Annotated in this window: 27 protein-coding genes and 3 pseudogenes; 24 read left to right on the top strand and 6 right to left on the bottom strand. The window is 68.8% G+C overall.

Annotated elements, in window-relative coordinates; genetic code table 11:
• The first annotated feature begins 465 nt into the window (after positions 1-465).
• The 3 genes and pseudogenes from J7I98_RS43030 (at position 466) to J7I98_RS30010 (ending at position 1,658) form a co-directional block, all read left to right on the top strand.
• Positions 466-693 (top strand): hypothetical protein, encoded by a 228-nt coding sequence (locus J7I98_RS43030; protein WP_374225190.1) that lies wholly within the window; start codon positions 466-468, stop codon positions 691-693.
• Positions 686-955, top strand: a pseudogene (locus J7I98_RS30005) (ATP-binding protein); the annotation flags it as partial. The gene J7I98_RS43030 and the pseudogene J7I98_RS30005, both read left to right, overlap by 8 nt.
• Before the next feature lie 76 nt (positions 956-1,031).
• Positions 1,032-1,658 (top strand): nucleotidyltransferase domain-containing protein, encoded by a 627-nt coding sequence (locus J7I98_RS30010; RefSeq protein WP_308377994.1) that lies wholly within the window; start codon positions 1,032-1,034, stop codon positions 1,656-1,658.
• 295 nt (positions 1,659-1,953) lie between these two features.
• Here J7I98_RS30010 and J7I98_RS30015 read toward each other — a convergent pair whose 3' ends face one another.
• Both J7I98_RS30015 and J7I98_RS30020 read right to left on the bottom strand, forming a co-directional pair.
• Positions 1,954-2,256 carry a hypothetical protein gene (locus J7I98_RS30015; protein WP_214928185.1) on the bottom strand — a complete coding sequence of 101 codons (303 nt, stop codon included), beginning with the start codon at positions 2,254-2,256 and terminating at the stop codon, positions 1,954-1,956.
• Positions 2,235-2,702 carry a hypothetical protein gene (locus J7I98_RS30020; protein ID WP_214928186.1) on the bottom strand — a complete coding sequence of 156 codons (468 nt, stop codon included), beginning with the start codon at positions 2,700-2,702 and terminating at the stop codon, positions 2,235-2,237. The genes J7I98_RS30015 and J7I98_RS30020 overlap by 22 nt, the downstream gene beginning before the upstream one ends.
• Before the next feature lie 496 nt (positions 2,703-3,198).
• On the opposite strand from J7I98_RS30020, the gene xerC reads away from it, so the two are divergent.
• From xerC to J7I98_RS30040, 4 genes are all read left to right on the top strand, one after another.
• Entirely contained in the window at positions 3,199-3,927 is a 729-nt protein-coding gene (gene xerC / locus J7I98_RS41480) for a site-specific integrase (protein ID WP_308377997.1), read from the top strand.
• Between the two features lie 499 nt (positions 3,928-4,426).
• The gene (locus tag J7I98_RS30030) at positions 4,427-6,055 is read left to right on the top strand and encodes an MFS transporter (protein WP_214928187.1); all 1,629 of its coding nucleotides are present in this window, start codon (positions 4,427-4,429) and stop codon (positions 6,053-6,055) included.
• A gap of 18 nt (positions 6,056-6,073) precedes the next feature.
• Positions 6,074-6,595: a hypothetical protein gene (locus J7I98_RS30035; RefSeq protein WP_214928188.1), complete on the top strand. Its 522-nt coding sequence runs from the start codon at positions 6,074-6,076 to the stop codon at positions 6,593-6,595.
• Between the two features lie 35 nt (positions 6,596-6,630).
• The gene (locus J7I98_RS30040) at positions 6,631-6,828 is read left to right on the top strand and encodes a hypothetical protein (RefSeq protein ID WP_214928189.1); all 198 of its coding nucleotides are present in this window, start codon (positions 6,631-6,633) and stop codon (positions 6,826-6,828) included.
• A gap of 114 nt (positions 6,829-6,942) precedes the next feature.
• Here J7I98_RS30040 and J7I98_RS30045 read toward each other — a convergent pair whose 3' ends face one another.
• Positions 6,943-8,346, bottom strand: a complete 1,404-nt coding sequence (locus J7I98_RS30045) for a DUF2252 domain-containing protein (RefSeq protein ID WP_214928190.1) — start codon at positions 8,344-8,346, stop codon at positions 6,943-6,945.
• A gap of 41 nt (positions 8,347-8,387) precedes the next feature.
• Entirely contained in the window at positions 8,388-8,978 is a 591-nt protein-coding gene (locus J7I98_RS30050) for a potassium channel family protein (RefSeq protein WP_214928191.1), read from the bottom strand.
• Positions 8,979-9,387: 409 nt separating this feature from the next.
• On the opposite strand from J7I98_RS30050, the gene J7I98_RS30055 reads away from it, so the two are divergent.
• The 14 genes and pseudogenes from J7I98_RS30055 to J7I98_RS30110 form a co-directional block, all read left to right on the top strand.
• Positions 9,388-9,858 carry an SHOCT domain-containing protein gene (locus tag J7I98_RS30055; protein WP_214928192.1) on the top strand — a complete coding sequence of 157 codons (471 nt, stop codon included), beginning with the start codon at positions 9,388-9,390 and terminating at the stop codon, positions 9,856-9,858.
• 33 nt (positions 9,859-9,891) lie between these two features.
• Positions 9,892-10,305, top strand: a complete 414-nt coding sequence (locus J7I98_RS30060; protein ID WP_214928193.1) for a hypothetical protein — start codon at positions 9,892-9,894, stop codon at positions 10,303-10,305.
• Between the two features lie 69 nt (positions 10,306-10,374).
• A complete protein-coding gene (locus J7I98_RS30065; RefSeq protein WP_214928194.1) occupies positions 10,375-11,742 on the top strand; it encodes a diacylglycerol kinase family protein in 1,368 nt (455 codons plus the stop codon).
• 236 nt (positions 11,743-11,978) lie between these two features.
• Positions 11,979-12,605 (top strand): annotated as a pseudogene (locus tag J7I98_RS42685) (serine/threonine-protein kinase); the annotation flags it as partial.
• A gap of 82 nt (positions 12,606-12,687) precedes the next feature.
• Complete coding sequence (locus J7I98_RS42690) at positions 12,688-13,401, top strand: hypothetical protein (RefSeq protein ID WP_308377998.1); 714 nt, start codon at positions 12,688-12,690, stop codon at positions 13,399-13,401.
• Positions 13,402-13,756: 355 nt separating this feature from the next.
• A complete protein-coding gene (locus J7I98_RS30075; RefSeq protein WP_251021424.1) occupies positions 13,757-14,029 on the top strand; it encodes a hypothetical protein in 273 nt (90 codons plus the stop codon).
• 339 nt (positions 14,030-14,368) lie between these two features.
• A complete protein-coding gene (locus J7I98_RS30080) occupies positions 14,369-15,355 on the top strand; it encodes an LLM class flavin-dependent oxidoreductase (protein ID WP_214928196.1) in 987 nt (328 codons plus the stop codon).
• 810 nt (positions 15,356-16,165) lie between these two features.
• Positions 16,166-16,360: a DUF1918 domain-containing protein gene (locus J7I98_RS30085; protein ID WP_214928197.1), complete on the top strand. Its 195-nt coding sequence runs from the start codon at positions 16,166-16,168 to the stop codon at positions 16,358-16,360.
• Between the two features lie 308 nt (positions 16,361-16,668).
• On the top strand, positions 16,669-17,031 hold the full coding sequence (locus J7I98_RS30090; RefSeq protein WP_214928198.1) for a DUF952 domain-containing protein: 363 nt from the start codon (positions 16,669-16,671) through the stop codon (positions 17,029-17,031).
• Between the two features lie 196 nt (positions 17,032-17,227).
• On the top strand, positions 17,228-17,353 hold the full coding sequence (locus tag J7I98_RS42350; protein WP_285438101.1) for a hypothetical protein: 126 nt from the start codon (positions 17,228-17,230) through the stop codon (positions 17,351-17,353).
• A 58-nt stretch (positions 17,354-17,411) separates the two neighbouring features.
• A complete protein-coding gene (locus J7I98_RS30095) occupies positions 17,412-18,638 on the top strand; it encodes an acyltransferase (RefSeq protein WP_214928199.1) in 1,227 nt (408 codons plus the stop codon).
• Positions 18,635-18,907 (top strand): hypothetical protein, encoded by a 273-nt coding sequence (locus J7I98_RS41490; RefSeq protein WP_308377996.1) that lies wholly within the window; start codon positions 18,635-18,637, stop codon positions 18,905-18,907. Before J7I98_RS30095 ends, J7I98_RS41490 begins: the two co-directional genes overlap by 4 nt.
• 50 nt (positions 18,908-18,957) lie before the next feature.
• The gene (locus J7I98_RS30105) at positions 18,958-20,004 is read left to right on the top strand and encodes a hypothetical protein (protein ID WP_214928200.1); all 1,047 of its coding nucleotides are present in this window, start codon (positions 18,958-18,960) and stop codon (positions 20,002-20,004) included.
• A gap of 200 nt (positions 20,005-20,204) precedes the next feature.
• A pseudogene (locus tag J7I98_RS30110) lies at positions 20,205-20,423 on the top strand (hypothetical protein); the annotation flags it as partial.
• Between the two features lie 188 nt (positions 20,424-20,611).
• On the opposite strand, the gene J7I98_RS30115 reads toward J7I98_RS30110, so the two are convergent.
• Positions 20,612-21,190 (bottom strand): TetR/AcrR family transcriptional regulator, encoded by a 579-nt coding sequence (locus J7I98_RS30115; RefSeq protein ID WP_214928201.1) that lies wholly within the window; start codon positions 21,188-21,190, stop codon positions 20,612-20,614.
• Positions 21,191-21,281: 91 nt separating this feature from the next.
• Between J7I98_RS30115 and J7I98_RS30120 the strand changes: the two genes are divergently transcribed.
• The 3 genes from J7I98_RS30120 to J7I98_RS30130 all read left to right on the top strand — a co-directional run bounded on the left by J7I98_RS30120 (position 21,282) and on the right by J7I98_RS30130 (position 23,152).
• A complete protein-coding gene (locus tag J7I98_RS30120) occupies positions 21,282-21,728 on the top strand; it encodes a DUF1772 domain-containing protein (RefSeq protein WP_214928202.1) in 447 nt (148 codons plus the stop codon).
• A 326-nt stretch (positions 21,729-22,054) separates the two neighbouring features.
• Positions 22,055-22,507: a DUF4267 domain-containing protein gene (locus J7I98_RS30125; protein ID WP_214928203.1), complete on the top strand. Its 453-nt coding sequence runs from the start codon at positions 22,055-22,057 to the stop codon at positions 22,505-22,507.
• Between the two features lie 324 nt (positions 22,508-22,831).
• Positions 22,832-23,152: a hypothetical protein gene (locus J7I98_RS30130; protein ID WP_251021425.1), complete on the top strand. Its 321-nt coding sequence runs from the start codon at positions 22,832-22,834 to the stop codon at positions 23,150-23,152.
• Here J7I98_RS30130 and J7I98_RS41495 read toward each other — a convergent pair.
• On the bottom strand, positions 23,149-23,331 hold the full coding sequence (locus tag J7I98_RS41495) for a TIGR02391 family protein (protein ID WP_251021426.1): 183 nt from the start codon (positions 23,329-23,331) through the stop codon (positions 23,149-23,151). The two genes, J7I98_RS30130 and J7I98_RS41495, sit on opposite strands and share 4 nt — an antisense overlap.
• Between the last annotated feature and the right edge of the window lie 251 nt (positions 23,332-23,582).

The raw sequence follows: 23,582 nt of genomic DNA on the forward strand, positions 1-23,582 counted from the left end.
CGGTCAGTGCCTCGCGCAGTGCGGGATCGGCGGCGACCAGAACGGCCTTGTACGTGGGAGCTGACACCACTTGTCGCTCAGAGCGGGGAACGCCCGGTTTCGCCGGAGGGGGATGTCGCTGAGTTTTGGCAACACCCGCAGGCTTGCGGTGGGAGCATCAAAGTGCTCTGCATGGTGAGGGGGCGATGGTGCCACCGAAGTCCAAGGTCGATCTGTACGCGGCGATCCGCCGTGATGCTCGGGCAGGGATGTCCTGCCGGGCGTTGATGCGAGAGCACGGCGTGGGATTCCGCACGGCCAAGGCAGCGTTGGATTCGGTGTGGCCGGAGCCTCGGAAGAAGCCGCAGCCTCGTTCCTGGAAGGCCACGTCCACGCTCTCAGGGTGCTGGGCGGAGTCCCGATGGGCAAGGTCCGCTATGACAACCTCAAGGCCGCGGTCGCCCGGGTGCTGGCTCGCGCCGACGAGTGCAGAACGAGCGGTGGACCGCATTCCGGTCCCACTACGGTATCGACGCTGCCTACTGCCAGCCAGGAATCGAGGGAGCCCACGAGAAAGGCGGCGTCGAGGGACGGATCGGCTGGTTCCGCCGCAACCACATGGTCCCGGTTCCCGAGGTCAAGTCACTCGCCGAGCTGAACGCGGTGGTCGAGGAGTGGGACTTGGAGGACGAGGCTCGCAGGATGCATCGATGAATTGGGCTATATGGAACTGGACGGTCGGGGCGCCGAGCTGCTGTTCCAGGTTCTGACCGAGCGGTAGGAGAAGAACAGCGTCGCCATCGCCTCGAACGAATCGTTCGGAGGCTGGACCAAGACCTTCACTGACCCGCGGCTGTGCGCGGCCATCGTGAACCGGCTCACCTTCGGCGGCAACATCCTCGAGACCGGCACCGAGTCCTACCGGCTCGCCACCACCCGGGCCCGAGCCGCCGAGCAAGCCTCAGCCACCAGCTGACCTGGCAGCTGACCCGCAAGCATCCTCGCACCGAAAGCTGGACGAAGTCCGATCCTGACCTGGAACGATGCCAGACATGACTTCCCAGCCGCAGTCCCATGCAGAAGACGAGATTCACCGCGTCGAGCAGACAGTCGAAGACGTTCGTGAAGCCAGCCGACTTGTTGCTGCGCGGTATCCAGAGGCGATCGGCGCGGTGCTGGGCGGATCCGCTGCACGAGGCCAGTCCACTCCCAGCAGCGACCTCGATGTCACGGTCCTCCTCCCTGATCACGGGACGAGACGTCGTGAGGTGCTTCGTCACGATGAGCGTTTGGCTGAAGTCTTCCTCAACAGCCGTGCCGACCTGCGGACGGCCTTCGCAGAAAGCCGCACCACGCGCCGGGCAACGGCTCTCTTTCTCTTCGCTGAATCCATCGTTCTCTACGACCCGGACGGCCATGTCGAGGAACTTCGCCGGGAGGCGACGGCCCTGTTGGCAGCAGGGCCAGATCCCCTGACCAGTCGCGAATGCGAAGCCCAACGAGCCCTGCTCACGGACCTCTTGGACGATCTCGCCGACACTGGCCCCAACACCGAACCTCACGAACAAGCTGGTCATCGCAGACCGCATCCTGCGCGAAGCCGCACACCTACTCACCGCGCACTACCGCGCTTGGAACGGAGCCGGAAAGTGGTTGCCCAGACGCCTGAGAGCCGCTGATGCCGTCCTCGGCCAGAAGCTACTCGACGGACATCTAGCCCTCGCCAGGCACGCTGACCCGGGACCGTTGGCGGCCTCAGTCATCCATCTGCTGGACCTGACAGGCGGCCCCCTCCGCGAGGGCTATGTCGACCGCTGACTCTGCGGCAACCCGCGTGGCGAACGCAGGCCGCGTGCGATGACGGCGCCAGCTTGGCCGTGGTTGGCATTTGACGATGCATCGTCGCGGGCCCTGTCGGCGCTCCACAAACATCAAGGGTGCGCCGGGCGCCGGTCAGAGCTCCGCGCCATTCGCTCAGCCGATCAGCCTGCTAAGTAGGCCTCCGGCTGCGTCTTGGTCAGGACTCTCTGCGGCCGGAATCTCGCGTTGGTCGGAAATGCCCCCGATTCGATTCACGCCGGGGTTGGAAATCCTCGAATTTTGCTCAGGCAACGAGCTCGGCATTTCATGTCCGACATGCTCTGGCTGGTCATTCCCGGAAGCGGTTTGAACGATGCTGCCTCTGTTCTCTTCGTCCTCGGCGGTGGCTGGGCCAATGCTGCCGAGGACTGCTGCGGCAGCCATGGCGGTTACGGTCAGGAGCTTGCGGATGCGCATGTGGGGCGTTCTCCGTTCGAGCGCGGAACATTGGACAGGCCAATATCATCATCAATTGTTAAATTGAAGCCCAATGCGCCCATCTGTGGGCGAGCCGTCCCATAAAGCAAGTGGACCGCGGCGGGGGAGTGCCGGCCGCTGTGCTCGTGCTGGGGTACTGCGGCATCCGGTGGGGTCGACTCGGCGGTGAAGGCTGCGGCAGCGATGGCCGCCTCCCACGGGATGACGCGAAACATCTCGCGGGAGTACTCGGCCCGTGGCGTGAGCACGTTCAGGAGCCGGTTCACATGTGCGCCACACCCGTTCCGGTTCTCCTTCTTGCCGGTCTCCTTGTCGACGAAGAACATCAGCCACACGGCTGGGTCGCGGAACGGGTAGAGCCGGGTGGTCTGCGTTGCGCTGCAGAACGCTCCGGGCGCGGGCGGGTTCTTGCGGGCCCTGCTCACTTTTCCTCCAGGTACGCGGTGATGCGGGCGGCAGTCGGGTCGAGGTAGTGGCGCTGGGCCGTGCCGTACGACGCCTGGGTCCGCGAACAGGAGCAGGCCGGCTCACGGTCCAACCCGGGACTCAGCCCGCTGAGCGCAGCTCCGCAGCATCGGTCCAGCCGCCTCGGCGCCTGACGCGCCGTACGTCGTTGAGCGCCGTTTGCACCCCTCGAAAAGGAGACTCACCTGGCCGGCTACATAGAAGACCGCTGGATCAAGAAGAAGAAGGACCCGGTCACCGGGGAAAAGGGAGAGAACCGCCCGCTACGGCAAGGGGAAGCGATACAAGGTCGCTGGCATACCCGGCGTCCGGGACCGCTCCTTCGACACCCTGGAGGATGCCAAGGCGTGGCTTCGCCGAACAGCCACGGACGAGGAGCGGGGCGAGTTCGTGGACCCGCGCGACGGATCCATCGCGCTGGCCGACTACATCGATCAGCACTGGGCGCCGGGCAGAGTGGGTGTTCCGAAGACTCAGGACAACCAGGAACGGAGAGCGCGCCTTCACATCATTCCGTATCTGGGCCAACTTGCGCTCAGGAACATCACGGCGGCGGATCTGCGTGCGTACATAGCTAAGTTGGGGGCTATTGCCTCCTCGGTCGAATACCAGCGCGGCATCCTGTCCGAGTTGTCCTTCATTCTGGAGGCGGCCGTCGATGACAAGCGGCTCGCCAGGAACCCCATGCACGCGAAGTCCGTGCGGTGGCCCAAGGCACATCAGGAGTGCCGCGAGGCTTGGCTGTTGGAGACGGCGCTGCGAGTCCGCGACGTCATAAGCTCACGAAGCCGGATAGCCGTCCTACTCGGTCTGGGCTGCGGGCTCCGTCAGGGCGAGGTGTTCGGATTGAGCCCGGAGGACATCGACTACCGCGAGAGGCGTGCTTCACGTCCGCCGCCAAGTCCAGTCGTTCAAGGGGAGGCGGTACTTCACTCTTCCGAAGGGAGGGAAGACCCGCGTTGTCGATATGCCCTCCTCGGTGGCCGAGGAGCTGAAGCGCCATGTCGAGGCGCTTCCGCCTGTGGAGGTGGAGCTCCCGTGGGAGAAGCCGGAGGGACAGCGGAGGAAGTACTCCCTGCTGCTCACCACACGATTCGGCAACGCCATTGCCGTAGTTGCGTGGAACACCAACACCTGGAAGCCTGCGCTGGCCGAGCGCTGGCATCATTCCACCGCGCCCCATAGGGGCAAAACCTTGGCAGTGGCAGGCGGCGCCGAGGGACAGGTTTCATGTGCTGCGGCACACCTACGCCTCGACCATGCTGGAGGCCGGGGAGTCCGTGGTGACTCTGGCGCGATGATTCGGGCACTCTTCGCCAGCTGTCACGCTTGGTTACTACGCCCACTTCATGCCGGACGCTGGGAGTAAGGGGCGCACCGTCATTGACGGACTGCTCGGGAGGCAGGGGGATCGGCCTGCCAGTCGAAACTCCCCAGATTCTCCCCAGGGCTGATCGTGGTCGACTCCCGACGCGGTGCGCCGGGCACGCGAGCTGCGGTTGCTCTGACCTGTTCACGGCTCCGCCGGTCCGTGGTCACCGGCCGCGCGGTAGCAGGCTCGCCCGTGGCGGGTGAGGCACCGGACGGGCTCCTGAGCTGCGATGGAGGCGGCGGCCGGCCGGCGGCGGTCGCTGCCCGGCCGACGCCCACCGGCGTCCCGGGCCGACTCGGCGAGGTGGACACCGTGGCACACTGGCGGGCGCTGATCGTCCTGGGGACGGCCCAGTTTCTGATGGTCCTGGACACGTCCGTCATGAACGTCTCCATCAGCCAACTGGTCGAGGACTTCGACACGGAGGTCACCGCCGTCCAGGCCGTCATCACGCTGTACGCGCTGGTCATGGCGGCTTTCATGATCATCGGGGGCAGGTTCGGAGACATCCTCGGACGACGGCGTCTTTTCTTCCTCGGCCTCGTCGTCTACGGCACGGGGTCGGCCCTGACCGCCGTGGCTCCCACCCTGTGGGTCCTCGCGCTGGGCTGGTCGGTCATCGAAGGACTCGGAGCCGCGATGGTGCTGCCGGCCATGGCGGCACTCGTCGCCGAGTCCTACCGCGGGCGGGACCGGGCCGTCGCCTACGGCGTCATCGGCGGACTGGCCGGTGCGGGGATCGCGGTCGGCCCGCTGCTGGGTGGCTGGGTGACGACGTACCTGACCTGGCGGCTGGTCTTCGCCGGTGAGGTCGTGGTCGTCGCGGCCGTCCTGTGCTTCCACCGGGTCATCACGGAAGCCCCCCGGACCGGTCCGCGCTCCCGGCTGGACGTCGTCGGCGCCGTGCTCTCGGCGGCCGGTCTGGGGCTGGGCGTGTTCGGTGTGCTGCAGAGCAGCACCTGGGGATGGGTACAGCCCCGCAATCCGCCCTTCACGGTGCTGGGCTTCGCGCCGACGTTGTTCGTCATCGGCGCCGGGGTTGCCGTGCTGGCCGTCTTCGTGCACTGGGAGCGACGCCGGGACGCCCATGGCTCCACCCCGCTGGTGCACCTGTCCTTGCTGCGCAAACCCGCACTGCGATCGGGCTTGATGGCGTTGCTGAGCCAGAACCTCATCCTGCTGGGACTGTTCTTCACCATCCCGCTGTATTTGCAGGTGGTTCAGGGTTTCGACGCGTTCCAGACGGGCCTGAGGCTGCTTCCGGTCTCCGTCACCATGCTCGCGGCCTCTCTGTGTGCCGCCCGGCTGGGACGCGTGGCGGGGCCGCGCCGGGTGGTCCGGCTGGCCCTGGTGACCCTGGCCGCGTCCGTCGTGTGGCTGTTGGCCACCATCGACCCGGAAATCGACGACGCTCAGTTCGCCGGCGCCATGGCCCTGCTCGGCGTGGGAATGGGCCTGCTCGCCTCGCAGCTGGGCAATGTCGTCCAGTCCAGCGTGGGCGAGGAGGAACGCAGCGAGGTCGGCGGGCTGCAGTACACGGCACAGAACCTGGGCTCCGCACTGGGCACGGCGCTCATCGGTTCGCTGCTCATCGGGGCGCTGGCCCACGCCTTCACCACGCACGTGGAGGACAACCCGCGGCTGTCGGACGAAGCACGCCGGCAAACCAGTGTGGCCCTCGAATCCGGGGTCAGCTTCGTTCCCACCGAGCGGGTGCGCTCGGCGGCCGAGCGCGCAGGGCTGCCGCCGTCCGAGGTCGACGCCGTTGCAGACTCCTACGCGTCGGCGCAGCTGGACGGCCTGAAGGCGGCGATCCTCGCCACGGGGGGTGTCACTCTCGCCAGCTTCCTGGTCACACGCCACCTGCCGACCGGGCAGACGAGCCGTACGAAGCAACCCGACACTGGTGCTGAGGCCGACACGCTCGGCCCGACGCACTGAGCGGAAGGGAAGGCCGCGATGTCCAGTACGGGGAGCACCACGCCCCGAGCGACGCCCCATGCCGAACGCCGGGCCCACGCCGACTACACCGGTGGCGTCTACGGATCCATGCTCGCCGCCTCCGTGGTCGTGGGCGCCGGCACTCTGGGCTCCTTTCCGCGCCTGGAACTGGTGCTGCTGCTGTTGCTCACCGGCGTGGTCTTCTGGATCGCGCACGTGCACGCCCAGTTGTTCGGCGCGCGCCTGGCGGAGCGCACCCTGGACCGCCGGACCGTGCTGCACGTGTGCCGCGACGAGTGGCCGATCGTCAAGGCCGCAGTCCCCCCGGCCGTCGCCGTGGCCGTCAGCCCCCTGCTGGGCCTCGATGTGCCAGGTGCCTTGTGGCTCGCGCTCTCGGTGGCCGTGGCCGGGCAGGTGGGCTGGTCGGCGGCCGCGGCACGACGTGCCGGCGCTTCGTGGCACCTGGTGGCCGTCGCAGCCTCGGTGAATCTCCTGCTCGGCCTGCTGATCATCTTGTTCAAGATCTTCCTGACACATTGACACCGGAAAATCGGCTGCCCACGGGAGAGCTGCTCATGCGCTACGAGATCCGCGTCGAAGGACACATGTCGGAGCCGCTGATCAGCGCCTTTCCGGAGCTGGAGCACGTAGTGATGTCCGGTCAGACCGTCCTGTTCGGGTACGTCGTCGACGAGGCGCACCTGTGCGGGCTGCTGGCCCGCTGCCAGTCACTGGGACTGCGAGTCCAGGAGATGCGTCAGTTGCCGGAGTGACTCGTCGTACGAGGGCAGTGTTACGCCGGTTCGCGCATGGAGCGCCGTGGGGCGGGACGGGCGACGATGCGGGAGGCGTGACGACGGACACGGGACGCGTGACGACGGGTGACGTCAGAGGCTCGCGGCGTGGATCCTGCCCGAGCGGGCCGCGGCGCGCAGCGCCTCGAAGTCCCGTTCGTTCCGGTCGGCGTATGCCTGGGCGAATCCGGTCAGTGCGCGGTCGAAGCGGTCGCTCCCGCCCAGGTAGGCGGCTATGGCGACGGGGTCACCGGAGCGGGCATGAGCCCGCGCCAGGCATGCCCCGCACAGCTGCGCGAACAGGCGGAGCAGGCCCGGGTCCATGGTGTCCGGGCGCGCGATGCCCTTCCAGTCCCGCAGCTGACGAACGTAGAAGTCCCGGCCGTGCCCGTCGAGGCCGACCACGTGCGTCCAGCCCAGGAAGATGTCGCTGGTGGTCTGGATCAGCCGCTGACCCGCCACCACCCGGCGGCCCTGATTGTCGTAGCGGTCGCTGTCCGTGTGATCGGCGAGCACCGACTCCTGAGCCTCCTTGGCCTGGAGCAGGAGGGGGTCGTCGTCGTCCCTGCCGAGCAGGAGCAGGATCCAGCAGCGCGTTCCGACGCTGCCGACGCCCACCACCTTCCGGGCCATGTCGACCAAGTGGTACCGGCGCAACAGGTGCCGGTGCTCGGACGACAGCGTCCGCGCGTACCCGTCCAGGACAGTTTCGAGCTGTTCCTGTTCGTCTTCGGGGGCGGTCACCAGATCCCGGAGCGGAGTGACCAGCGGTCGGTCCGGTGCGATCCGCCGCCCCTCGGCCGTGACGTGGGTGAGTTGCGCGAACGCCTGGAGGTGGGTGCGCGTACGGGCTCGCGCCGTCGCCTCGGCGGTGCGGCGCCTGGCCCTCTTGTCCATGGACGAGGCGAGCAGTTCCCGCAAGCGGTCGGCGTCGTCCTGTGCGTACCAGATGTCCAGGGTGCGCATGCCGGCGAACTCCCGCATCCGCTGCCGGTATGCCATCACACATGCCCCCACCGCGACGCTCTGTTCCTTGGCCGAGAAGCCGTTGGCCCGGCCCGCGATCGCGAAGCTGGCCGCCAGCCGCTTGACGTCCCATTCGAACGGCCCGGCCAGGGTCTCGTCGAAGTCGTTGATGTCGAAGACCAGATGACGCTCGGGCGAGGCCAGCAGTCGGAAGTTGAGCAGGTGAGCGTCTCCGCAGAGCTGCACCGTCAGGCCGGTGTCCGGCAGGGGGCCGAGGTCCGCCGCCATGATCGCTGCCGCGCCCCGGTAGAAGCGGAACGGGGACTCGAGCATGCGGCCGTAGCGGATGGGCACCAACTCGGGCAGCCGCGCGACCGATTGCCGCTCGATCACCGCCACGGGGTCGGGCCGTTCCGTCTCCGCTTCGAGCCGGCCATGGCCCGAACGTGAGGCACGCGTGCGCGCGTTCCTGCCGTACGCCGCCCTCTCGGCCGGTGACGGCCAAGCCCTGATTGCGCTCGGTGCGACCATGGTGCAAACCTCCCGGACCGCTGTCCTCGTGCCGAAGGCCCCTACTCCGGCGGCGGCTCACGGCCCTGTCGCCGCAGCCCCGCCCGTACGGCGCCCGCGAGGACCCGCGCGGCGACGCCCACGAGCATCAGGCCGCCGGCCATCTGAAGCATCGTCAGTACTCGCCCCGTCTGGGAACGGGCGGTGATGTCGCCGAATCCGACGGTGGAGAACGTGGTCAGTGTGAAGTACAAGGCGTCCGTCCTGGTCAGCGGTTCGCTGAAGGAACCCGGGGTGGAACGCTCCAACAGGTAGTAGGCGCCGGCGAAGAGCACCAGATACAGCGCCAGCGTGGCAGCCAGGGCCTCAACGGCCTTCAGACGGGGATAGGGCGAGTGCACGATGGCCCGCGCCTCCCACAGGAAGACCAGGACGACCGCCAGCAGGCCGCCCGCGAGCAAGGCCGAGCCGGCGCCTGTCCTGCGTTCGTCCAAGGGCAGCAGGTAGTACGCGGTCACAAGGCCCGCCGCGACGCACACCGTTCGTGCGACGGCCAAGACCGCCGCCCACCGCCCCGGGCCCGGCCACCCGTGATGCGGAGCCCGGCCGAGACTGCCGGGTTCCGCATCACGGGCAGCCGCTGGATCGTTCATGTCGCGTCTCTTCGTCCGTTTCCGCGGCGTGTCGGCGCACGTCTCCAGGTACCCACCTCACCGCTCCGGCGGTGCGCGCGGATCACCCGCCGGGGGTGACCCTGTGGCAGACGGCGGGCAGGACGCTTGCCCGGTGGAACGCCCACGCACTGCCACGTCGGCGGCCACGCTCGTGCCGGGTGTGCTGGTGCTGGTCTGGCCGGGGGAGACCCTGCACGCGCCGGCCGGCCGCACAGCAAGCGTGGCCCACCGGCATCGCCATCGGGGCAGGCGCCCTGGCACTCGTTGAGCGGACGGGCCGCGGCCCTCCGCCTCACCCGCCTCGGGTGAGGCCGCGAATCCTTGCCGGAGACAAGCTGGTAACGGCACAGAACGGCTGCCGGGCGAATGCCCGGGACGGAGGTAAGCCATGAGTGAGCAGGTGTACCTCGCGTACGACTATCCGCTGCTGAGCGTTTTCTGGACCATGTTCATGTTCTTCCTGTGGATCGCGTGGTTCGTCCTGCTCTTCCGGATCGTCACCGACATCTTCCGCGACGACACCCTGGGCGGCTGGGGCAAGACCGGCTGGCTGGTCTTCGTCCTCGTCCTCCCCTTCCTGGGCGTCTTCGTCTACGTGATCACCCGAGGCAAGACCATGGGCCGTCGGGAGGTGGCGCAGGCGCGCGCCCGGCAGGAAGCCTTCGACAGCTACATCCGGGAGACGGCCAAGGCCGGCCATCGCGGGCCCAACAGCGTCGACGAACTCGCCAGGCTGTCCGAGATCCGCGCCCGCGGCGACATAACGGACGAGGAGTTCCGCCGGGCGAAAGAACTCGTCCTGAGCGGCTCCGGCCCGTCGGAACGGGCAGGCAGCGGCACGTCCACCTCCGCTCCCTGAGGGCACCGCACGAGAGCGAATCGAGGCAGCATCATGACCCACACACAGACCCCGCAGACCGCGACGGGCAGGAGCCAGTGGGCCGGAGGCCTGACGGTATTCGCGGCAGTCATGCTCATGATCGCAGGCGTCCTCGACATCTGCCGGGGCATCATGGCGATCGCCGAGGACGAAGTCTTCGTCACGACACGCGACTACATCTTCGAGTTCGACCTCACCAGCTGGGGCTGGATCCACCTCGTCCTGGGTGCCGTCGCCGTACTCGTGAGCTTCGGACTGTTCACCGCCGCGACGTGGGCGCGTGTCTCCGGGGTGATCATCGGCGGACTCGTCCTCGTAGCCAACTTCCTCTCCCTGCCGTACTACCCGGCCTGGTCGATCGTGATGATCATTGCGTCCGGGTTCATCATCTGGGCCCTGTGTGTGGTGCGGCCGGACGACCTGTGATCCAGACCCGGTCCCGGCCATGAACTCGCGGTGAAAACCCCAAGCCGAGACTCCGGGGGAGAACGCCACATGGGCCGACACAGCGCTGCGGCAGGCGAGCCAGGAGGCCGCTCTGCGGCAGCCGGCAGTGAAGCGGGTGCCGGATGGGCGCGCCTGGCACTGCTCGCCCTGCTGGCAAGCGTGCTCGTGGCGCTCGTCGCCGCCGGCCTGCGGAGCGTGCTCTGGGTGCTGGCCGGCCTCGCCGGGCTGGCCCTCGCCGCCGTCGGAGTGTGGTGGGCCCTGGCCCACACCGGTGTGGTGAGGGTGGCGGGAGTGGCCCTGTCCGTGATTGCACCGGTCACGATCCTGACCCTGTACGCAGCCTCCGGCATGCTCGGGCCGGCCCTTTGTTCCGTGGCCCTCTGGATGCTGGCGGTCGTGGCGGCCCGGAATGCCATGGCACAGGGACACGTCTCTTCCCGCCGCGAACCTGCGCCTGCCGAGGCCCCCCACCACCCCTGGATCCTCATGAATCCGCGCTCCGGAGGCGGGAAGGTGGAACGCTTCCGCTTGGCGGACAAGGCGCGGGCAGCGGGCGCCCGAGTCGTCCTGCTCGGCGCCGACGGGCGAGACGCCGCCGAACTGGCCCGCCAGGCCGTGGCCGAGGGAGCCGACCTGCTGGCCGTAGCGGGCGGAGACGGCACCCAGGCCCTGGTGGCCGAGGTGGCGGCGCGACACGACCTGCCCTTCCTGGTGATTCCCGCCGGCACCCGCAACCACTTCGCCCTCGACCTCGGCCTCGAGCGCGACGATCCGGCGACGAGCCTCGATGCGCTCACAGACGGCCTCGAACTCCGCGTCGACCTCGGATTCGCCGCCGACCGGGTGTTCGTCAACAACGCCTCGTTCGGAACGTACGCGGCCGTTGTCGGCGATCCCGCCTACCGCGGCGAGAAGGTGCACACAACCTTGCAGTCGCTGCCCGGCCTCCTCACCGGCCCGGACGCGCCCAGGCTGCGGATGCGGGCCGGCGCCACGCACGCCGATGGGCTGCAGACGCTGCTCATCAGCAACAACCCCTACCTGCGACCCGCCGACCTGGCCCACCCCGGGCGCAGGGAGCGGCTGGACTCAGGCCTGCTCGGCGTGCTGTGCGTGCGGGTCGACAACACGGCCCAGGCAGCGCGGATGGTACGCGGCTCCCGTTCCGGTAACGTCCTGCGGCTCACCGCGGAGAATGTGGTCGTCGAAGCGGACACGGACACTGTCCCGGCCGGCATCGACGGCGAACACGTGCTGCTACGGACACCCGTAGTGTGCCGGATCGCCCCCGGAGCGCTGCGCGTCCGCCTGCCGCGCAACCGCCCACGTGCACCCCTGAACAGACCGGCTGCCGACTGGCCACGCGTCGCGCGGCTCGCATTGGGCCCGCCGGCTCCGGGCGGGCAGCGGCTGTAGTTGCGGTGATGGCCTGGCCGGTGGGGCCGAAGGTCACCGTGGAGCCGAGATCCGGATCGGCTTCAACGGGTGCTTCCCTCTCGGGATGGCGGATGAGGAACGGCGTGGTGGCCAGCGGGCGTTGAGGGGGGACCCCCGTGCCGCACGGCCGGCAGGATGTACTCAAGCCGCTCGGGCCCGAGGACCCACGGGAGATATCCGGCTACCGCATCGCCGCCAAGATCGGTGAGGGCGGCATGGGGGCGGTGTATTTCACGCGGACGCGAGGCGGGCAGCCGGTGGCGCTCAAGCTGATCCGGCGGGAGTTCGCCCAGAACCCGGATTTCCGGGCGCGGTTCGAGGCGGAGGTGCAGGCGGCGCGGCGGGTGTCCGGCTATCACATCGTGCCGGTCGTGGACCACGACATGGGGTCCGAGGAGCCGTGGATCGCCAGCGCATATGTGCCCGGGGTCCCGCTGGACGAGGCGTTGTCCGTCTACGGGCCGTTGCCTCTGCCCGCTGTGTTCCAGCTGATCGGTTGTGTGGCGCATGCGTTGGGGATCGTGCACGCGGCGTCGGTGATCCACCGTGACCTCAAGCCGAGCAACATCCTGCTCGGGTCGCAGGGCCCGTGGGTCATCGACTTCGGCATTGCGCGGGCGACGGACACTACTCAGCTCACGCAGACCGGCGGGTTCGTCGGCACTCCCCAATTCATGTCCCCCGAGCACGCGTTGGGACAGACGGTCACGCCCGCCACGGACATCTTCGCGCTCGGTCTGATCGCGGCGATGGTGGCAACCGGCCGCCATCCCTACGGTGACGGTTCGGGCTTCTCCATCGCGGCCACGATCGCCAACACCGAGCAGCGGCCGCCGGATCTGAGCGGCTACCCGGACGCCCTGCGCCCGCTCCTGGAGGCCTGCCTCAAGGCCGCCCCTGCCGGGTGCCCTCGCGGACTGGTGCGTGCAGGCGTCGGGGCGGGCGCTGCGGGACTTCGGGGGCTGGCTGCCCGCGCCGCTGGCCCAGGAGATCGCGCGGCGCGAGCTTGCGGCGGAGCACCCGCCGGAGCCGGAGAAGCCTGCGGAGCCTTCCGCACCGCCGGGCGCCGCGTTCACGATGAGCAAGCCGCAGGACACCGCGATTCCGGCCCCGCACGCGGCGACGTACATCCCGACCCAGGCCGCCACTCCTCAAGCACCCCAGGCCCACGCCGCCTACGCGCCCACCCAGGCGGCGCCTGCGCCTGCGCATGGGGCACCGCACGTCGCGGCGCAGGGACAGCAGCCATGGCCGTACGCTCCGCAGACCCCGCAGCCGCGGTCCGGGCCGAAGCCCGGCGTCGTCATCGGGGCGCTGGCAGCCGGCCTGCTGGTGGTGGCGGGCGGCGGTTGGGCCGTTGCCGACGGCTTGGGGTGGCTCGGGGCGGACCGCGGTGCCGGTGAGCCGAGCGAGGAGGCGGCAACGCAGTACGAGAGGGTGGTCGAGGCGAACACGGTCACCTTCGGTACTGGAGGCACCGCAGAGGAACCCCTGAACCTGGCGCTCGACCTCGACAAGGACATCCCCGTCCGGGACCAGGCCAGCCGCATCGGGGAATTCACGACCTCCGCGAACCGACTGACCCTCTACTACGGGGACTTCGGCAAGGCCGAGGGAGCCACCCCCGCGCAGTGCTAGAAGGGGCTCGTCGACCACGAACTGACCGGCCCCTTCGATGCTGTTGATCTCAACGGCGAGAGCGCCCTCCTGGTCAAGGGCGACACCCTGTGCGTGAAGACCAGCGCCGACCATCTGGCGGTTCTGAAGATCACCGACGTGAAGTCTTTCAGCTGAGTCTTTTTCTTCCCTGGGGATGTAGGGCGAGGGCCGGGTCCAAGGAGCCTGTCGCTGCCGCCGGTGGCAGAACGGTTCGCCGGTAGTGGCTTGTCCGTACGCCCGGGCCCGGCCGGTCCGACCCCAACCAGTCCGCCTCACCCACCTGTTGGTACGATCAGCGCACAATTTGAACCCGTTCAAAAAGAGGGAACAGATCATGCCTGAGCCGACCGTGCCCGACCGAACCGACACACCCGCCGTCGCCCTGGGCCCCACTGCACTCGTCCTCGGCGCCGTCTCCGTCGTGTTCGCGTACGTCATGTTCCCCTGGGCGATCATCGCCGGAGCCCTCGCCGTCACCCTCGGCGCAGCGGGCATCCACAACGCCCGGCACGGCATCGGCCGCCTGTGGACCGCCATCGCTGGAACCACCCTCGGCGGTCTCGGATTCACCGGCGCCACCACTTTCCTCTGGGCGCTCGGCGCCTGACGAAAGACAGCGAGCCCACCAACTTGGTCGGGCATCGTCGGCGGGGGTCGCCGCGGCTCGGGAAGACGGGGGCTGTTCGGACGGGACCGGCAACGTCAAGGCTGGATGGCAAGAACCGGCCCTCGCGCCGATTCGATGACAAGCGGCTGACTTCCATGGAACTGGCTCAACACGATACGAAGGGCCCCTTCTCCTCAGCTACTTCGGCTGTGGGGGAGGGGGCCCTTCGTCGTTACACGGGCACTGGGCCCATGCGGCTGTTGGGCGGCAGGTCAGCAGGGGCGGACGTAAATGGATCACTGCTCCCCTTGTCGAGCGCATGATCTCTATGCTGACGACATGGTTGATATACCTCTTTCAGCGCTGGAAGTCGCGATGGTCCAAACGGGCGCCCGAGCCGTGGACACCCTGCGGGACACCGCGGCCTTCGCACAGGGACTGGAACGGCTGGGCTACCACCGGATCTGGTACGCCGAGCATCACCACTCGCCCGCGATCGGCGCGTTCCCACCAGTCGTGTTGACCGCGCACTCTGCCGCTTCGACCTCGGTCATCCGTCTCGGTTCGGGCGGAGTACTGGCCCCCAACCACGCACCGATCACGCTGGCGGAGCAGTTCGGAACGCTGGCCGCCTTGCACCAGGACCGCATCGACCTGGGCATCGGCCGCGGTCCTGGCACCTTTGACGAGGCCACCGCGCGGGCACTTCGCCGCGGAGCCGGACCGGCGACGGATGCGGAGTACCAAGGCGACGTAGCCGCGATCCTGTCCTTTCTGGTCGACGAGGTCGCACTCGGCCCGCTGCCGGAGCCGTGGCTGCTGGCCTCCAGCACCGCAGGTGCCGCTCTCGCCGCGGGACTCGGCCTGCCGATCGCCATCGCACACCACATCCGGCCGGACAACACCTTTGCGGCCCTGGAACGTTACCGGGCGGCGTTCACCCCGTCCCGTTGGTGCGAGCAACCTCGGGTGCTGCTGTGCGTGGAGGCGGTGTGTGCCGCGACGGAAGAAGAAGCTGCGTGGCGAGTCGGGCCGATGGACGTCGTAAAGGCCGGGCTCCTCAAAGGATTGAGTGACATGCCCTTCCCCACGCCCGCGGAGGCGGCCACCCACCCGTTCACGGCCGAGGAGCGACAGGCGCTGGCCGCCTTCCGTGCACAGCAAGCCGTCGGGACACCCAAGACTGTCGTGGACCGGCTTACGCAACTGGCTGGTGAGACCGGAGCAGACGAACTGATGCTGACCACACCCGTCTACGACCTTCGCGACCGCATTCGCTCCTACGAACTCATCAAGAAATACTCCGAGGCCACGCCAGCACCGTAGGAACAACGCAGGGAAGGATTTCGGTGCCCGCACGTCGCAGGCACTCCTCGCCAGTACCCACCTGTATCTCTAACGCGGTGATGGCCAGGCTGCCCGGCGGGTCCTGGACCGGGCCGCGGAATCTGTCACCGACGTCCAGGAGGGCATGCAGGCCCCCGCGGCACTCAGCCGACGGGACGGGCGAAGCGAGTGACGGATCGCGGACCGGCCTGGGCAGTCGGCTGGGGGGCGGCGGGCCGGCTGGTTCGGGGTGACGGCGGGGCCAGCCCGGCGGGCTTGTTTCTGCTCGCCAGCGTGAACAGCAATGGACCCGGGCCGCTGACAGGCTTCGTGGATGTCGTCGCGTCGTTCCCGCAACCCGACGACTACCGGGCCTTCCACGCGAGGGAAGAGGACTGCCACCTTGATCGCCGCGCCCAACAGGAGCGCGAGCGGCGGGAGCGGGAGGAGACTAAGCGGCGGCAGAAGGCCGCGCCGTGGGCGTGTTCGACGTGCGGCCCTGACGTCTCCCCGAGCGGAGAGGGCTGGGAGTCCAAATCGCGTGGGCGGCGACTGAGACATCTGCACCTACGCCGAGGAGGTGAGCGTCAGAAGACCGAGGCGTCCTTGAGGAGTCGCAGGCGAAGGCGGAAGCGGATGGTGGCGTAAGGAGACGGCCTCTTCGGATTTCTCCGCCGCTGACAGGAGTACCGGGGCACCGCACGCGCGCCGCTGGCTGGTTGGCGGCGTTCGGGTGATGTGGGGCATGCCGGGGGGCTGGGCTGGGTACGTCCGCGTGGGCTGGTACGGCTATGGAATGGAGAATGCGGCATGCAAGCGAGTGTGGGCGACAGGATTTTGATGCACGGGCGGATCGTCGGTCAGCACGACCGGACGGCGGAGGTCATCGAGGTCCTGGGAGAGAACGGGAGTCCGCCCTACCGGGTCCGGTTCGAGGACGGCCACGAGACCCTCATGAGTCCCGGCCCGGACACCGTCGTACGGCACTTCGCCGCCGACGAATAGGCCCCGCGTTTTCAGATGGCACATGTGCCGGGGCACCGGATGTCGGCGTATACGCGGGCTCACCCCAGGTGCTGCGGGTTCGCGTCGTACGCGTGTGATGCCGGAGGTGGCCCAGCATTGTTGAGGATCTTTGAAATGACTCTGGCCACAGTTCCGTGAAAAACAGCGGACGATCGTGCGAAGGCGCCAGGTCTCGGCGAAAGCCGGGGTGGCCTGAGGCGACGGCCCTCCGGCATGACCGACCGTGAACGGCCCCGGGCGTCCGGCGGTCAGGGCCTTCGGCGTACCCGCTGCTGTATAACCGGGCCATGATCTATCACGTTGTGACGCTCGGTGATTGGAAGGCCCTTCCCGACCGACCTTACGCACCCGCTTCTCTCGCGGAGGACGGTTTCGTCCATTGCTCCCCCGATGAGGAGACCACTCTGGCTGTCGTCAACACCTTCTATCGGACCGCGCCGAGGCCGTTGATCGTGCTGCTCCTCGACGAAGGCCGTCTCGCCGCCAGGGTGGAATGGGAGGAGGCGGTTCCCGCCCCGCCGCCCGGAGCCGCCAAGGGCACTTTGTTCCCCCACGTGTTCGGGCCCGTCAACCGCGACGCCGTCGAGCGAATCCTGGAGATCCACTGGGATGAGGAAGGCCGGGCGAGAGGGTTGAAGGACGTGAGCTGAGAATCGCGGCGCACGGCGACGATCAGAGATCGGCAAAGGCTCGGGCGAGGTCGCAGGCCCGGGTGATGTCCGGGTAGGCGAGCCGCCCCTTCAACAGCCGCCGCTTGCCATGGCTTTCGGCGAGGGCCTCACGGGGCCGCATGACCCATGAGGTGATCTTGCGGGGCCTGGGGATGCCGGCCCGGACCGGCTCGGCGTGCCCGCACGCAGGGGCGGCGAGGCGCTTGCGGCCGACCGGGTGGCTGTGGGGCGGTACGGGATCGCCGCAGATGTGCGTGCCAGACCCCGCGAAACCGGCCTGATCCGCCGGGACAAGCTCTAGCGGCCGACGTCCCGCACGCCGGACACTGGTGCCGCCACGGGCCACGGGGGGAGGCGGTATGACGGAGCCGAGAGCCGCGTCGGGGAGGCGTACGGAGCTGGACGCGATCCGCACGCTGGTCGTCATCGGGCTCGTCTTCTTCCACTCGGCGCTGGTCTTCGCCACGGACGACGACTTCTACGTCAAGAACCGCGACACCACCGACGCGATCCTGATCATCGCCGGGCTCGGTGTGGTGTGGGCAATGCCGATGCTGTTCTTCGTCGCGGGCCTCGGCTCCTGGTACTCGCTGCGCCGCCGCGGCCCCGCCGGCTTCGCCACGGAACGGCTGCTGCGGCTCGGCGTACCTCTGTTGTTCGCGACGGCTGTGATGCTGCCGGTGCCGCAGTGGCTGCGGGAGCGGGCCGCGGGTCCCGGCTACGACGAGTCGTATCCGCGCTTCCTGCCCCGCTTCTTCGATGTACACCTGGATCTGTCCTCGTTCCCCTTCGTCGTGCAGGGCGAGTACTTCGAGACGGGGCATCTGTGGTTCGTGGTGCTGCTGATCACGTTCTCGCTGTTGCTTGTGCCGATGGCCCGGTGGGTTCCCGTGGCACACGCCCACCGGATCCGTGACGGTCTCGCCAGGGCGTCCGAGCGGCGCGGCGTGGTGCTGCTTCCGGCCGTGCCGCTCGCGGTGATGAGTGCGCTGCTCGGCCTCGAGGAGGACTACGGAGGCTGGCACCGGTGGGCGTACCTGCTGTTCTTCCTGTACGGATTCGTTCTGGCCACCGACGACCGCCTCCGGGCGGCGATGCGCCGTGACGCGGTGGTGGCGGCGGTGCTCGGGCCGCTGCTTTTTGCCGCCTGCGCGCCCGGGTTCATGGCCGAGGACGATCCCTTCACGGACCCGACCGCTCTCGCGATGGTCTCTCGCACGCTGTACGGCGCGGCGGGCTGGTGCTGGATCGTGGGGATCGTCGGGCTGCTCGACCGGCGTCGGCGGCCCGTGTCGGCGGCCGGTGACGGGGCCGATGTCGGCAGGCTCCGACGGCTGTTCGGCTATCTGGCTGTCGGCGCACTGCCGTTGTACGTGCTGCACCAGCCGATCGTCGTGGCGGTCGCGTACGGCGTGGTCGGCCTTGGTGCCACGATCCCGGTCAAGTACACCCTGATCGTGGCGGCTTCGCTGTGTCTGACCCTGGCCGCGTACGAACTGCTCGTGCGGCGCACAAGGTTGACGCGTTTCCTGTTCGGGATGCGCCCGGAGCGGTCCGGTTCGACCTGGCCCTGCTGTCCCACGTGATCCACCAACTGCCTGACCGTGTCCGGGTCGCACGCGAACTGGCCCGAACCCTTCTGCCCAGCGGAGCAACCGTCGTCCGGACGACGTTCCGGGAACGGCTGGATGCTCTGGTCTACGACTACGCCCCTGGACGCTCGGCGCGATCCCGTCCGGAGCGACCCCGGGGTACCTGGCCGAGGCCCTGTCCCGCCGCCTCGCCCGCCGGATCACCCGCGAAGACCTCGGACTTGGTTCGCCAGCCGGTGGCGAGAATGAAAGTATCGGGCTGACGCTGGACTTCGATCCGATCGAGACGCTCACCGCCATTGGCGAGGCCGACGTGAACCGCCGCCGATTCCTGGCCGCCTCCGCCTACTCCATGGCCGCCGCGGCCCTGCCCCTGGAGACCGTCCAGGAAGCCGCCGCCCGCACCCGCACCATCAGCGGCGGCGCCGTCGCCGGGCACGCCGACGTCGCCGCGGTCCGCGACATGGTGAAGCTCTTCATGGACATGGACGAACGCCACGGCGGGCAGCACGGCCGCTCCGCGTTCGTGCAGTACCTCGTCACCGACATTGCCGGGCTGTGCCGGGGCCGCTTCGCCAGCGACGAGGTTCGCGCCGAGGTGCTCTCGGTAGCCTCGGCCGACGCCCACCTCGCGGGCTGGAAGGCATACGACAGCGGGCAACAAGGCCTGGCACAGCGGTACTACATACAGTCCCTCGCGCTCGCGCGGGCAGCGGGCATACTCGGTCAGGAAGGCTTCGTGATGCGCACGATGTCCCAGCAGGGCATGAAGCTGCACCGGGCCGAGCACTGCCTGGCCCTCGCAGAGACCGGATGGGACCGCGCCAAAGGTCGGGTCGACGCCCAGGTCGAGGCGCTGTTCGCCGTCACGCACGCGCACGCACTTGCCGAGACCGGCCAGAGGCAGCGGGCCCGCGCCGACGTCGACCGCGCCCACGCCGCGCTCGCCGCCGGGGTGCGGGCCGGGGACGAGGTCCCGTTCTGGGCCCTGGTGTGGGTCCCGCCAGCGGCCACCGTCCACTCCCGCACGGCGAAGGTGTTCGAGACCCTCGGCGACCGGAAGAACGCCGCGCGGCAGTACGCCACCGCCGCCGCGAGCCAGCCGGGGACGACGTACGCGCGGATCATCGCGCTCGACCTGGTCGCCCAGGCCGAACACCAGGCCAAGCAGGGCAGCATCGAGCAGGCGTGCACCACCTGGGGCCGGGCGATCGACACCATGGCCGGGGTGAAGTCCGCCCGTACCCTCAAGGCTGTCCGGACCCTGCGCTCCGACCTTCGCCCGTACCGGGCCCGTGGCGTACAGGTAGCGGCCGAGCTCGACGAGCGCGGCCGCGACTTCCTCGCACACCACCCCTGATCTCAGGGTCGGATTGACATCCTCCGCCCCGTGAACGGGGCAGAATCCCATCCGGCCCCGGGGAACAATGGAACAGCGGTTGGCGCTAGGGGCTAATCTTGCCGTCTAGCACAGCGTCCAACGGCTCTGCCGAGGTTCGGCAAAGCTCGGTTGAGCTGGTCGCCGCAGGGCTACGGTCCGGCCGTGCCGGTGGAATTTCTGACGCCGCCGTCGACCACCTGCGGGCCCTGCCGCCCGAGGAGCGGGAGCATGACGTCCTGGACGAGGACGTGGCCCGGGTCTCCCCGCTGAAGCACGCCAACCTCAACTGCCTGGGCCGCTACAGCTTCGCCGCCCGCTCGCCACGCGGGGGTTTGCGCCCACTGCGTGACCCGGCGACCGTCCACCTCGACGGGGACGACGAGGGCACCGGCGAATGACGCGGCGTTAGGGCGCGTATCGGGTCGTGATCAATGAGCATCGCAGCTTCCGGGGCGGGTGCCCGTCTGAGGTACGGGGCCCGGCGATCTGCGGCTGCGCCGTGTGGACGCGAGTGACCAAAAGCGATGCCGCAGGCAGGCAGCGGCGGGGCCCGAGGGCCCCGGCTGTGTGCCCGCCGGACGGTGTGTCAGACCACGGCGAGCCGGTCCACCAGCAGCTCCACCCTCTGCGCGGCGTCCTCCGGCGGCAGCCGTCCCGCCCGGGTCAGGGTCGCCTGCCCGTGCAGGGCGGCCCAGAACACCTCGGTGAACAGCGCCGGATGGACGCCGTCCCCGGCGACCTCACCGAGGTTCTCCAGCAGAGCAGCGAAGGCGTCCTTCAGTGGCCCTGGGGTGTCTTCCTGTGCGAACGCGAGACCGCCGTCGAGCTGGAACAGGGCGTCGTAGACGGCCGGGTTGCGTGCGGCGAAGTCGAGGTAGGTGCGGGCGAGGGCGCGCACCCGGTCGCGCGGGCCGTCCGCAGCGGAGGCTGCGGCCCGCACAGCCGCGGCCATCTCGGTGGCGCCCTGGAGGGCGACGGCGCCGATGATCTCGCGTTTGCCGCGGAAGTGGCTGTAGAGGACGGGCTGGCTGTATTCGATGCGTTCGGCGAGCCGACGGGTGGTGACCGCGTCCCAGCCCTGTTGCTCGGCGAGTTCGCGGGCCGTTGCCACGATGAGTCGCTCGCGCTCCGCCCGTTCGCGCTGCTTGCGTTCCTGTACCGACATGATTCGATCCTAGCATCGCTAGACAATCGAGCGGCAGCAGTACTAGCGTTGCCTCATCATCTAGCGGCGCTAGATCCCAGGAGGGGTCATCATGCTCAACGCACTCGAGGTGTTCACCACCGTGGTCGTCGGCCTGATGGTGGGGGTGGAGTTCTCCGTCGCCTTCGTCATTAACCCGATCCTCAACGCACTCCCCGAGGACAGTGGCCAGCTCGGCCATGCCCACGGGGGCCGGATGCTCGGCGCAGTGATGCCGGTCTGGTACATCAGCTCGCTCGTCCTCGCCGCAGTCTGGGCCATCGCCGGATGGCACCACCAAGGCGCCGGCCTCGTCGTCACCGCCGGCGCGCTGCTGGCCCTCAGCGTGATCATGTCGCTCCTGCTGCTCGTCCCGATCAACAACCGGAACAAGACGTGGACCCCTGACAACCGGCCCGCCGACTGGAAGCAGCAGATGAACCGCTGGGACCGCTTCCACTACGTCCGCGTCGCCGTCATCATCGCCGCCTTCACCCTGCTCGTCGCCGCCCTCACCTGACACCAAAGCCGCCCCGACATGCGCTGGTTCGCCCCTGTATGTCGACGGCTTTCGCCCCGTCGGGGTGAGCCCGACAGGGCTTCGGATTACTGACCCTGCGGGCCTACGCCGCGCCGGTGGCGCACAATCCCCACTCCCCGGGCGGCAGCTGGCCACCGAAATGCCGACATTCGGGAAATGTAGCTGCCGCTCAGATCCCACAACTCCGATCCCGACAAACTACGCCCCTCGATCAGCCGCGTCCGCGCGGCCTGATCAGGCCCCACACGACTCGGCAAGCTCCACGAAGCTCACCAAGCTGACGAAGACTCGCAAGGAGAAGAACAATGTCGCTGAAGAAGATCAACACCGTCCTGGCCGCCGCCTTCATCCTCTTCATCCTCTGGTTCGGGGTGGAGTTCATCCTGAGCCCGGAGACGACGGCGCCGGGCTTCGGCCTGCCGAGCTGGCCGTCCGGCGACGGCGACGGCTTCCTGATCATCAAGGGAATCCGCGACGTTGTCTTGGCCCTGGTCCTGGGCATCCTGCTGGTGACCGGCCACCGCCGGGCGCTGGGCTGGGTGCTGCTGGTGGAGGCCCTCGCCGCGTACGGCGACATGGCCACCGTGCTGGCCCACCACGGCTCCGTGGCCACCGCGCTCTGCGTCCACGGCCTGACGGCGACACTGATGGTGGTCAACGGTCTGCTGATAATGCGCGAGACCCGCAAGGTCGCGGCCGCACCGGCTACGCCCGCCCAGCAGCAGGACACGAGGACAGCCCACAAGCAAAGCGGCTGACCTGGAGCAAGGCATTCTTCAGCCGCCGGTCGCTGCTGCGCACCGCCATCCGCAAGTACCGGAACAACCGGCCCCGCTACGCCCAACAGGTAGCTGAGACAGCCGATCGCGGCGTCGAGGTGGTCAGGCTCCGCAGTCCGCGCGAAGTCCGCCGCTGGAAGAGGGAACTGATGAAAGGGCCGGCGGAGAGCCGCTCACACGGAGCGACTCGGCACACCACCGGGCCTTGACCAACACCCGTGCCGGCGGAACGCCAGCGTAAGGAAGTACCACCAGCCTACAAGGCCCCGTCCGTGACCCGACAGCTGCTCAAGGAACACCATTGTGATCCCCCGCAACCGGCCAGTGCTCAATGAGGCCGACATCGCCCAGCAGGCCGGCGTGCCTGTTGCCACTTGGCAGCGACGCGATGCCCCCGCCTTTCGTCAGCGTGTAGCAAGCGTCTTTCCTCGCAGCCGCATCCTGATCTATGACCTCGCTCAAGCTCGTGCCTACCTCGCGGGCAGACCCATTCCCGTGCTGCCCGCCGGAGAACATCCCGACGACCTCCTCAACGACGAAGAGACGGCCGCCGTACTCGGCGTTACGGCCAGCACCGTCCGCGCCTACGCGTGGCTCGGTCTGCTCGCACGCCGTAGCCGCTAGGCAGCCTTTCTTCTGGTCTGGATGCTCAGGGTGGCAAGGTGCCCCAGCGCCTCCTGCTCGGACCAAGACACCTCGTCCTCATGAGCCGCAACGTGTGTGACCAAGCGGTTGAGCTGCTGGTTCGTCGCATTGCCGGTCATCGCGGAGAACGTCGCCTTCTGCGCCCCGGGGGCCGTCACCGAGGGCAGAGAAGAAGGTAGTCCGCTTCTGGTCGGGGAGGGCTTCCAGCACCTTGATGGCGCGGGCGACGGGTTCCCCGACGACCCAGGGCGCCGGCCGTGTCGCGTTCGCCCTCGAAGGCAAGGCTGTGGACCTTCCAGCGGTAGGGGCCGCCCGCCACCCGCCGCCCGCCGCCCCACCGGATCCCGCACCCGGCGAGCGGCCAGCCGGCCCGTCGCTCGCCGGGTGCGGACCGCGCCGGGGGCCGCGA

The sequence above is a fragment of the Streptomyces sp. ISL-98 genome (assembly GCF_018614055.1).
Classification (GTDB): domain Bacteria; phylum Actinomycetota; class Actinomycetes; order Streptomycetales; family Streptomycetaceae; genus Streptomyces; species Streptomyces spiramyceticus.